The following is a 10,332-nucleotide window of genomic DNA, read 5'->3' on the forward strand; positions in this document are numbered from 1 at the left end:
CGGTCGAACATCACGCAGCCGGTCACGAACATCAGGATCGCGCCCGCCAGCGCCGAGATCGCGATCGGCAGCTTGATCGGCGCATAGCCATCCGCATCGAACCACGGCAGTCCGAGCGAGGCGGTGGAGATCGCACCGAGCATGATCGCGCCCGCCAGCACCGCCTTCGAGCGGCGCGGCAATTCGCGTGCGCCTTCAAGCCTTAGCAGCGCGTCACTGCGGGCGAAGTTGGCAAGATCTTCGGCAAGGCCAATGGCAAGCAGCACGTCGCCGTCGCGGATTTCCGCAGCAGGCACGTCTTCCCCTTCGGCGCGCCGTTCCACCCCTGGGCGGTGGATGCCGAGCACCGCGACTCGGTAGAGGTCGGCAATTGCCGATCCGGCGAGCGTGCGGCCGACGAGGCGCGAATCCGCAGTGACGGTCATCTCGACCGCGACGATATCCTCGCCGCTTGATTTGGAGACCCGACGGATGCGATCGATGATCCAGCCCGGCGCGAGTTCCCCCTTGAGCGCGCGCGCGGCCTCCTCGATCGCGGCGTGGGAGCCCGAGATATGCAGCCCCTGCCCCGGTGCGAGCGGCCCCGGGGGCGCAGAATGGACGGTGATGCCCTGCGGCAGCTTGGCACCGAGGCTCGACAGGTCGCCGCCCGCCAGCACGCTGCTCGCGCCGACCCTCAGGCGGGTGTGGAAGATCCGCGCGGCCAGATCCGGCCCGGTGCTGTTGTCGCGCAGCATACGCGGCATCACCAGCCACAGGTAGGGAACCGCGACGAGCCCGGCCATCAGCACGATCGGCGTGAACTGGAACACGCCGATGGGCCGCATACCGAGATCGTCGGCGATCGTGACCACAAGGATATTGGTCGAAGTGCCGATGGTGGTCGCCATCCCGCCAAGCAGCACGGCGGTGTTGACCGGCATCAGGATCTTGGACGAGGGCATCAGGCCCTTGGCCGCAATGCCGACGATGATCGGGATCAGCAGCACCATCACCGGCGTGTCGTTGACGAACATCGACAGGGTGAAGGCGACCATCAGTGCGGTCAGCAACCCGGTCTGCGGGTTCACCCGGAACACGCCCTCCAGCACCCGCGCGAAGGGTTCAAGCGCGCCGGTCACCACCAGCCCCCGCCCCATGATCATCAGCGCGCAGATGGTGATGAGCGCCGAATGGCCGAAGCCGCCGAAGGCCAGCGCCAGCCCGTCGGTCGGGCGGGTATCGGGGAGCGGCGCGAAGTAGAGCCCGACCGCGATCACCGCGATGGTGACGAGGCTGATGATCTCTTCGCGGTATCGTCCGCGGGCAAAGGCGATGAACATGGCGATGGTCACCGCCATGGCCGCAATCGCGTGGGGAGAAGGAGCTTGCAGCATGGCCTGATCGTAACGCTAGTGGCTGTTGCGGCCGCGGCAAGCGGTTTGTCGCGCATCGCGACGAGTGGTGCCCCTGGCCAGACTCGAACTGGCACTTCTTTCGAAAACCGATTTTGAGTCGGTCGCGTCTACCAATTCCACCACAGGGGCCCCCGGAGCAGATGCATCGCGCTGTTAGCTTGGGTTCCGCCCGGCTTCAAGCGTCGCGGCAATGTTCCACATGAAACACGGCAGCACTGCGCAACCTGATGATAACTACACGCCTATCACCCGCCCATGACCCGCCAATAACACGGCAAGTGCCCTAGCGCAGCGCGCCCGCCAGCAGCTTGTGCAGCTTGGAGTGCAGCGCATCGTTTGCGGCGAGCACCTGCTCGGAGTGGATCGGCTCCGAACGGCCACGAAAATCGCTGACGAAGCCGCCCGCCTCGCGCACCAGCAGGCAGCCGGCGGCGGTGTCCCAGTCGGATAGACCACTTTCCCAGAACCCGTCGAAGCGCCCCTGAGCCACATAGGCGAGATCAAGGCTGGCGGCGCCAAAGCGGCGGATGCCCGCAACCTCGGGGCCGATGGCGCCGAAGATGCGGCCCCACTCGGCAAAGTCGCCGTGGCCGAAGAAGGGCACGCCGGTGGCCACCAGCGCATCGGCGAGGCGCGAGCGGGCCGAGACCCTGAGGCGCGCATCCTGGAGCCAGGCCCCGCGCGATTTTTCTGCCCAGAAGGTCTGGTCGGTGATCGGCTGGTAGACCACGCCCGCGACCACATCGCCCCAGCCCTTGCCGTCCGCGCGCGGCTCCTGCGCAGCGATGGAAATAGCGAAGTGCGGGATCCCGTGGAGGAAGTTGCTGGTACCGTCCAAGGGATCGACGATCCAGCGCGGCATGCCGGGGTCCCCCTCGATCACGCCGGCCTCTTCCATCACGAAGCCCCAGCCCGGACGGGCGCTGAGCAGTTCGTCATAAATCGTGCGCTCGGAGCGCATGTCGGCCTTGCTGACGAAATCGGCCGGGCCCTTGCGGGAGACCTGCAGATGCTCGACTTCGCCGAAATCACGCCTGAGACGCCCGCCCGCCTTGCGTGCGGCGCGTTCCATGACGCGGATGAGGCCGGAAATAGCTGCCATGTGCCTGATTAACCCGCTTTGCCGACGTAGGCCTGCTCGTACACATCGACGATGATGCGCGTGCCGCTGCCGATATGCGGCGGCACCATGATGCGCACGCCGTTGTCGAGGATCGCGGGCTTGTAGCTCGACGAGGCGGTCTGGCCCTTTACCACGGCGTCGGCCTCGACGATGGTGGCTTCGATCTGCGCGGGCAGTTCGACCGAGATCGGCTTTTCGTCCCACAGTTCGAGGTTCACCTGCATCCCGTCCTGCAGGAAGGGGCGCGCATCGCCGAGCAGGTCGCCGGGCAGCGTGATCTGTTCGTAGGTGTCATTGTCCATGAACACCAGATCCTCGCCCTCGGCATAGAGGAACTGGAATTCCTTGGTGTCGAGCCGGACGCGCTCGACCGTGTCGGCGCTGCGGAAGCGCACGTTGGTCTTGCGGCCATCCTGCAGGTTCTTCATCTCGACCTGCATATAGGCCCCGCCCTTGCCCGGCTGGGTGTGCTGGATCTTGGCAACTTTCCAGATGCCTTTTTCATATTCCAGAATGTTGCCGGGGCGGATATCGACGCCGCTGATCTTCATGGGCTGTGGGCCTTTATGCGAGATGGAAAGAGCATGGGAGGCGGGCGGCCGACACGGCGCCGCACCCGAAAGGATGCGCGCCCATAGCCGAGCCTAGGCGGCTCGGCAAGCATGGGGCGAGCCGCTCCCACCCCCGTTCAAATGGTGGTTAATCAAATGGCGCGGGGCCGCAGCCGGTGATAGAGGGCGCACCCATGAAGAACCGTTACGTGTTCCTGCTGCTGGTCAGCGCCGCCGCCACCGCCGCTCTTCTGCCGGGCCGCGGCCTCGGTCAGGACCAGTCATCGGGCCGCGCCGCCTCGCGCCCCGAAGCTTCGGTGGGGATGCCGGCCGGCGGCATGCTCGGCATCCTGCGCCACGGCAACTGGGAATGCGCACTGCCGGGCGACGCGGGGAGCGACGCCTTCGTGCCGGTGCCCGCCGAAGCCTTCCGCATCGGCACCGCCTCGAGCTACGAGAGCGCCGCAGGCGGCGGCATCTACCTGCTGCGCGGCCGCGAAGTGGTCTTCACGCGCGGCCCCAAGAAGGACCAGCGCTTCAAGGTGCTGGGCGAGAACACGCTCCAGAAGCTCGCACCCGGCGGCGGCCTGACCAAGCTGATCTGCACGCGCGTGTCGAACGGGAACTGACCGGAACCGCGCCTGCGATGACCGCCCCGTCCCTTCCAAAGGCGCTCGCCTTCGACGTGTTCGGCACAGTGGTCGACTGGCGCACCAGCGTGACGCGCGAATCCGCCGGATTTCTGGCGGCGATCGGTGAGGACCCCGCCGATGCAGCCGCCTTCGCCGATGGGTGGCGCGGGCAATATATCGCGGCGATGGTGGGGATGAGGAAATCGGGGCGCGCATTCGTGCCATTGGATGTGCTCCACCGCGAGATGCTGGAGGCCGCCTTGCGCGCGCGGGGCGTCGATCCGGCAGGGCTGGACGCGGCGCTGCTCGCCGACTGGAACCGCGCCTGGCACCGGCTCGATCCTTGGCCCGACGCGGTGGAGGGGCTGGCGCGATTGAAGGCGCGCTTTCCCATCGTCACCCTCTCGAACGGCAATATCGCGCTGCTGCTCAACATGGCCCGGCGCGCGGGCCTGCCGTGGGACGCGATCCTCGGCGCAGAGGTGAGCGGCACCTACAAGCCCGATCCCAGGGCCTATCAGCACACCGCCGAGGTGCTCGGCATCGCGCCGGGGGAACTATGCCTCGTCGCCGCGCATCACGGCGATCTGGCGGGGGCGCGGGCTGCGGGCTTGCTCACAGCCTATGTCGACCGCCCCGACGAATACGGCGGCGCCCCCGCGCCCGATGCGCATCACGAACAGGCGTGGGAATGGTCAGCGACGAGTTTTGTCGAACTGGCCGATCAGCTCGGCTGCTGAGCGCCGCCGGATTCGGCCAAACTGTGCGGTGCCCTTTGCGAAGGCACGGTTTGCAGGTAGAATTTGCCCATGCCGACAATTCCCCCCGCTTTCGCGCTCTTGCTGGCTACAGCATTCACGACACCGGCGGAGGAATACAGTCAGTGCATCGATGAGACGATCACCAACGCCGCTTGGCAGGCCTGCGGCGAGGCCTATCTGAAGCGGCTGGATGGCGAACTCAACGCGGCGTGGGCACGGTTTGATGCCGAGCAGCGCAAAGACCTCCTCGCCGAGCAACGCGCCTAGCTGAAATTCAGGGATGCCTCCTGCCGATATTGGATAGACGGACACGGCCGCGAGGGCACGGTGCTGCACTTCTACATCTGCAGAGGCAAGGTGATCGAGGCGCGCATAGCCGCGCTGGAAACGCTCCGCCGCGATCTCGATCCGTTTGCGCCGTAGGCTTGCGCGGCGCCAGGCTAAAGACACGCCGCAGTCGTCCCGCGCAGACCTCTAAATCCCCGCCAGCCAGAAGACATGCATGAACCACACCTCGCGCGCGAGGAACGGGACCTGCGTGGCGAGGCTTCGGTAACGCGTCGTGGGCGTGGACGATGCCTGCCCGGCAAAACCCTCGGAAGCGGCCATCGCCATGGCGCGGCGCATGTGGAGCGGGTCGGAGACAATCAGCACCGGCTGGCGGGCGCTCTGGCCCAGCACCCTGCGCGCGTTGGTGAGGTTCTGGCGGGTGGTGCGCGAGCGGTCTTCGAGGAGGATCGCCGCCGCCGGAACTCCGCGCGCTTGCAGATAAGCCCTGCCCGCCGCCGCCTCGGACACCTTGTCCTCGGGCGAGCGCCCTCCGGTGACGAGAACCCGCTCCGCCCTGCCAACGCGGTAGAGTGTCGCTGCATGGTCGAGCCTTGCAGCAAACACCGGCGAGGGCCGCTCACCGATCACCGCCGCGCCGAGGACGATGGCGGTCTTCCCGCGCTCCGTGCCGGTGACGGCGGGGCCGACCGCGATCCAAGCCGCAACCGCGCCAAGCCAAAGGACAATTGCCCCCGCGAGCCACGCCAAACGGCGCTTCACCCCCGCATGACCTTGGCAAAAGCCTCGATCGCAGCGACCTCGTCCCCGCCCCACACGGCGTGAGATACGGCAAGGAAATCCGCGCCAGCCTCGACCAGCGGCTTGCAGTTCACGGGCGTGATACCCCCGATCGCGACGCAGGGGATTTCGAACAGCTGGCTCCACCACTGGAGCAGTTCGGGCTCGGGCCGCTCGGCGTCGCCCCCCCTGTCCTTAACTACGTCCTTCGTTGCGGAGGGGAAGAAGGCCCCGAAGGCGACATAATCCGCCCCCGCCTCGCCCGCTTCCATCGCCATGTGGCGGCTGGCATGGCAGGTGACGCCGATCTGCGCCTCGCGGCCCAGTTCCGCGCGCGCATCCTTGGGCGAGCCATCGTCCTGCCCGAGATGCACTCCGTCAGCCTTCAAGCGCTTGGCGAGCGCCACCGAATCGTTGACGATGAAGGCCACGTCATGCGCGGCGCAGATCGCTTGCAGGGGGGCGGCGAGCCGCGCGGCCTCGTGCTGGTCGACACCCTTCACCCGGAACTGGAAGGCCGTGACTAGGTCGCCATGCCGCCGCGCACCTGCGGCGAGCGCGCGTTCGAGCCGCGCGGGAAACTCGCCGCCGACGTCGAGGGGGGAGATGAGATAGAGCTGTGTCTGGGTCATGGCGGGGCTCGCTAGCGCGTCGCGGGCGTTCTGTCACTTGTCGGCGATTCGTTCAGCCCGCACTCAGGCGCGAGCGGGCCTTGTCGGCTGCATGATCAAGCTCACGCGCCCTCTCGCCCCCGCCCTGCTGCTCGCCAGCCTCGCCGCCTGCGCGGTGATCCCCGATGCGCCGCGCCCCGAGAGCATCGCCGTGCCGCAGGGCACGCCGGTCGCGCTCGGGCAGGCGGTCAAGGTCGGCCCCGTGGTCGCCACCCCGATGGAGGTGGTCGAGGACAGCCGCTGCCCGATAAATGCGCGCTGCGCGTGGGCCGGGCGGCTGGTGGTCCGCACCCGCATCGACGGCGCGGGCTGGCGCGACACCGCCGACCTCACCCTGGGCGAACCGTGGAGCACGCACGACATCGTCCTCGCGCTGACCTCGGGCGAACCGGGGCGCATGGCGGGCGAAGGCGCGCAGACCCCCAAAGAGGCCTACCGCTTCACCTATGAGGCGCGTTGAGGCTCAGCCCGAACAGCTCGCGCTGGCGATCTGGTCGATCGCCTTGCCGAGCGTGGCGTTGAATTCCTCGTCCGACTGGCCCTTGCGCAGGTCCTGGAGCAGCCCGCGGCTGAAGCTCGCGATCATGCCGGGGTTGTGCGACAGGCGCGCACAGGCATCGTCGGTCGAGAACCCGCCCGAAAGCGCGACGACGCGCAGCACCTTGGGGTGCTTGATCAGCGGATCATAGAGGCCGGGGGTCGCCGGGATCGAGAGCTTGAGCATCACCTGGCTACCCTCGGGCAGGGCATCGAGGTGCTTGAGAATTGCGGCGAGCAGCAGCGCCTCGCCCGCTGCGCGATCCTCGGCGGTGATGTCATATTCGGGCTCGATGATCGGCATCAGCCCGGCCGCGATGATCTGCGCGCCGACCTCGAACTGCTGGGCCACCACCGCGGCGATCCCGGCGGGATTGGCCGCCTTGATGACCGAGCGCATCTTGGTGCCGAACATGCCCTGCGCCACCGACTTGGCGAGCAGCGCGTCAAGCTTCACCATCGGCTTCATCATCTGCACCCCGTCCGCCTCATCGGCGAGACCCTCATCCACCTTGATGAAGGGGACGATCCCGCGCGCCTTCAGCGCCTCGGCCGTGGGCTTGCCGTCCACTTCGCCATCCATGGTCTTCTCGAACAGGATCGCGCCGATAACCTTGCCGCTGGAGAAGCAGGGGCTGGTGATGACCCGCGCGCGCATCGCGTGGATCTGGGCGAACATCTCCTCGTCGCCCGACCACTCGCTCTCATCCACCCCGTAGCCGCGCAGTGCCTTGGGGGTCGATCCGCCCGACTGGTCGAGCGCGGCAATAAACCCCTGTCCGTTGGCGATGCGGGTCGTCATTTCCTGGGTGTTCATGGCTGGCTTGCTCCAAGTCGCGAGAGGTGGTTTCGTGCGGCCCACGAGGGTTTGTGCATAGGTATGCAAAGCCCCTTGCAGCACCCCTTAGCGAGGGCTCGGCTATGCTGCAACCGCGAAGGGCGAGAGCCTGCTCTACCGCTTCGACAGGCGGCGGATGATGCCGGTGAAACTGAGCGCAGGGCTCCCGTCGCCCGTCACCAGCCCGCGCACGAAGATCGTCTTGCCGCCCCCGCGGGTGACTTCCCCGCGCGCCTCGACCAGCGCGCCCGATTGCACCGACCCGAGGAAATCCCCCGCCAGATTGAGCGTCACCGCATGATCGCCCGCCAGCGCGTCGGTGGCGATCGCGAAGAGCGCGAAGTCGGCGAAGGTCAGCAGGCAGCCGCCGTGCATGAAGCCGCCGCCATTCATGTGGCGGGCCTCGGCGCGGAAGGCGCTGGTGTAGGAACCGTCCTCCTCGCGCCGGTAATAGAACGGGCCCGAGCGGGTCTCGAAGGGGTCGCCCTCCCAGAAGCGCCATCCGGCAAATTCGCCGCTGTCCATCACCTTGAGGGCGCCGTAACTGGTCTCGACTGCTTCGCTCATGCCTATTTCCACAATTGCAACTTGCCGACCGCAGCGGCGAGGTCCTTGTCCGGGTCCTGCCGCGCAAGGCTGAGGTCAGCGAGCAAAAGCTTGCTCGACCACGCGCTCTTGCGGAACAGCGCCGAAACGAGAAATGCGCCCGTCCACGCCCGCCCGCCGAGCATCAGATCGAGTTCGGCCCCGGCCACGAACCAGGCCGCATCGCGGTGCTTACGCGCGATCACCTCGCGAAAAGCGAAGCGGTTGCAGGCGAAGCCGCGCTCCATCGCGGCAAGGAAGCTCGGCCGATCAAGCAATTGCGGCGGAGTGCTGCCGACCAGCATCATGAAGTCGCGGGTCGTCAGCTTTTTCATCACCTTCACGTCGCCCGCCACCCAGGCGCGCATCGCGCCGAGCGCAAGCGCCTCGATCTCGGCTTCGCTGACGGCCACGGATCAGCCCTCGAGCGCTGCCACGCCGGGCAGGACGCGGCCTTCCATCCATTCGAGGAAGGCGCCGCCTGCGGTCGAGATATAGGTGAAGTCCTGCGATGCCCCGGCATGGGCGAGCGCCGCGACCGTGTCCCCGCCGCCCGCCACGCTGATGAGCGAACCCTCGAGCGTCAGCGCCGCAGCCGTGCGCGCGAGTGCGACCGTGGCGGCATCGAAGGGCTCGGTCTCGAAGGCGCCAAGCGGCCCGTTCCAGACCAGCGTGCGGCAGGTCTTGAGCACGTCGGCAAGCGCTTCGACCGCCTGCGGGCCGAGGTCGAGGATCATCTCGTCCTCCGCGACCTCGTGGACGTTGCAGACCCGCAAGCTGGCCGGGTTGGCGGCGAACTCCTTTGCGACCACCACGTCATAGGGCAGGTGCACGGTGCATCCCGTGCGCTCGGCCTCGTCCATGATTGCAGTGACGGTGGGGGCAAGGTCGTGCTCGCACAGGCTCTTGCCGACATTGACGCCGCGCGCGGCGAGGAAGGTGTTGGCCATGCCGCCGCCGATGATCAGGTGCTGGACCTTGCCCACCAGATGTTCGAGCACGGCAAGCTTGGTCGAGACCTTCGCCCCGCCGACCACGGCAGCAACCGGCTGCTCGGGCGAGCCGAGCGCGGCGTCGAGGGCCCGCAATTCGGCCTCCATCGAGCGGCCCGCATAGGCCGGAAGGTGATGGGCGAGGCCCTCGGTGGTCGCATGAGCGCGGTGCGCGGCGCTGAAGGCGTCGTTGACGTAGAGCGTGCCGTGGGCGGCGATAGCCTGGGCGAGGTTCGGGTCGTTCGCCTCCTCGCCCGGCCAGAAGCGGGTGTTGTCGAGCAGGCCGATGTCGCCCGGCCCGAGGATCCCGATCGACTGCGCCACCACCGGCCCGGCGATCTCGGGGATGAACATGATCTCCTCGCCGATCACCTTCTCGACATCGCCGATCACCATGCTGGTCGAAAGCGTGGAGGAGCGCGCGCCGCCGGGGCGACCGAAATGCGCCAGCAGCAGCACCTTGGCGCCGCGCCCGGCGAGTTCGAGGATGGTGGGCTTGACCGCCTCGACCCGGGTCACGTCGGTCGCCGAACCGTCCTTCATCGGCAGGTTCAGATCGACGCGCACGAGCGCGACTTCGCCGGTGAGGTCGGCGGGCAGATCGTCGAGGGTCTTGAACTTGGGCATTGCTGGCTCCTTCCCCCCTCCCGCCTGCGGGAGGGGCCGGGGTGGGCACGAGCGTGGCGCAGGCCCACCCCGCTGCGACTAGCGAGCAAGCTCGCAAGTCTCGCTCCCCTCCCGCACGCGGGAGGGGCGTTCGGTTACAAGAACTTCGCCATCACCCCGGCGGTATCGATCATGCGGTTGGAGAAGCCCCACTCGTTGTCGTACCAGCTGACGACGCGGGCGAGCTTGCCTTCCATCACGCTGGTTTCCAGCGAATCGACGGTGGACGAGGCCGGGTAGTGGTTGAAATCGCTCGAGACCAGCGGCTGGTCGGTATAGTCGAGCACGCCCTTCATCGCCCCCTCGGCCGCCGCCTTCAGCGCAGCGTTGATCTCTTCGACCGTGGTATCGCGCGATGGCGTGAACACCAGATCAATCAGCGACACATTGGGCGTCGGCACGCGCACCGACGAACCGTCGAGCTTGCCCTTGAGTTCCGGCAGCACCAGCCCGACCGCGCGCGCAGCGCCGGGGGGGGTGGGGATCATGTTGGTCGCCCCGGCGCGCGCGC

At 67.6% G+C, this 10,332-nt stretch carries 13 protein-coding genes, 1 tRNA gene and 1 pseudogene; 4 read left to right on the forward strand and 11 right to left on the reverse strand.

Going from position 1 to position 10,332, the window contains the following annotated elements:
- The 4 genes from NBV68_RS13745 to efp all read right to left on the reverse strand — a co-directional run.
- Positions 1-1,376 (reverse strand): SLC13 family permease (locus tag NBV68_RS13745; RefSeq protein WP_296310689.1); only part of this gene is annotated, 1,376 nt, incomplete at its 3' end.
- 65 nt (positions 1,377-1,441) lie between these two features.
- A tRNA-Leu gene (locus NBV68_RS13750) sits at positions 1,442-1,526 on the reverse strand.
- A 154-nt stretch (positions 1,527-1,680) separates the two neighbouring features.
- Positions 1,681-2,499, reverse strand: a complete 819-nt coding sequence (locus tag NBV68_RS13755) for an inositol monophosphatase family protein (protein ID WP_296310690.1) — start codon at positions 2,497-2,499, stop codon at positions 1,681-1,683.
- A gap of 8 nt (positions 2,500-2,507) precedes the next feature.
- Positions 2,508-3,071, reverse strand: coding sequence for an elongation factor P (efp, locus tag NBV68_RS13760; RefSeq protein ID WP_086607407.1), 564 nt, complete (start codon positions 3,069-3,071; stop codon positions 2,508-2,510).
- A 194-nt stretch (positions 3,072-3,265) separates the two neighbouring features.
- Here efp and NBV68_RS13765 point away from each other — a divergent pair, with 194 nt between their 5' ends.
- From NBV68_RS13765 to NBV68_RS13775, 3 genes are all read left to right on the forward strand, one after another.
- The gene (locus tag NBV68_RS13765) at positions 3,266-3,700 is read left to right on the forward strand and encodes an elongation factor P (protein WP_296310693.1); all 435 of its coding nucleotides are present in this window, start codon (positions 3,266-3,268) and stop codon (positions 3,698-3,700) included.
- A 17-nt stretch (positions 3,701-3,717) separates the two neighbouring features.
- The gene (locus NBV68_RS13770; RefSeq protein WP_296310695.1) at positions 3,718-4,443 is read left to right on the forward strand and encodes a haloacid dehalogenase type II; all 726 of its coding nucleotides are present in this window, start codon (positions 3,718-3,720) and stop codon (positions 4,441-4,443) included.
- Positions 4,444-4,512: 69 nt separating this feature from the next.
- On the forward strand, positions 4,513-4,731 hold the full coding sequence (locus tag NBV68_RS13775; protein WP_296310696.1) for a hypothetical protein: 219 nt from the start codon (positions 4,513-4,515) through the stop codon (positions 4,729-4,731).
- Positions 4,732-4,938: 207 nt separating this feature from the next.
- On the opposite strand, the gene NBV68_RS13780 is transcribed toward NBV68_RS13775, so the two are convergent.
- The gene (locus NBV68_RS13780) at positions 4,939-5,514 is read right to left on the reverse strand and encodes a YdcF family protein (RefSeq protein ID WP_296310698.1); all 576 of its coding nucleotides are present in this window, start codon (positions 5,512-5,514) and stop codon (positions 4,939-4,941) included.
- Complete coding sequence (gene thiE, locus NBV68_RS13785; RefSeq protein ID WP_296310700.1) at positions 5,511-6,164, reverse strand: thiamine phosphate synthase; 654 nt, start codon at positions 6,162-6,164, stop codon at positions 5,511-5,513. The genes NBV68_RS13780 and thiE overlap by 4 nt, the downstream gene beginning before the upstream one ends.
- 91 nt (positions 6,165-6,255) lie before the next feature.
- Between thiE and NBV68_RS13790 the strand changes: the two genes are divergently transcribed.
- A complete protein-coding gene (locus tag NBV68_RS13790) occupies positions 6,256-6,663 on the forward strand; it encodes a hypothetical protein (protein WP_296310701.1) in 408 nt (135 codons plus the stop codon).
- A gap of 3 nt (positions 6,664-6,666) precedes the next feature.
- Here the strand turns inward: NBV68_RS13790 and NBV68_RS13795 are convergent, their stop codons facing one another.
- The 5 genes and pseudogenes from NBV68_RS13795 to NBV68_RS13815 form a co-directional block, all read right to left on the reverse strand.
- Complete coding sequence (locus tag NBV68_RS13795; RefSeq protein ID WP_296310703.1) at positions 6,667-7,557, reverse strand: fructose bisphosphate aldolase; 891 nt, start codon at positions 7,555-7,557, stop codon at positions 6,667-6,669.
- 135 nt (positions 7,558-7,692) lie between these two features.
- Positions 7,693-8,145, reverse strand: a complete 453-nt coding sequence (locus NBV68_RS13800) for a PaaI family thioesterase (RefSeq protein WP_296310704.1) — start codon at positions 8,143-8,145, stop codon at positions 7,693-7,695.
- A 2-nt stretch (positions 8,146-8,147) separates the two neighbouring features.
- A complete protein-coding gene (locus NBV68_RS13805) occupies positions 8,148-8,576 on the reverse strand; it encodes a hypothetical protein (protein WP_296310706.1) in 429 nt (142 codons plus the stop codon).
- Positions 8,577-8,579: 3 nt separating this feature from the next.
- Positions 8,580-9,782: a phosphoglycerate kinase gene (locus tag NBV68_RS13810; RefSeq protein WP_296310708.1), complete on the reverse strand. Its 1,203-nt coding sequence runs from the start codon at positions 9,780-9,782 to the stop codon at positions 8,580-8,582.
- Positions 9,783-9,916: 134 nt separating this feature from the next.
- A pseudogene (locus NBV68_RS13815) lies at positions 9,917-10,332 on the reverse strand (erythrose-4-phosphate dehydrogenase); the annotation flags it as partial.

Source organism: Erythrobacter sp., from assembly GCF_023653175.1.
GTDB lineage: Bacteria > Pseudomonadota > Alphaproteobacteria > Sphingomonadales > Sphingomonadaceae > Erythrobacter.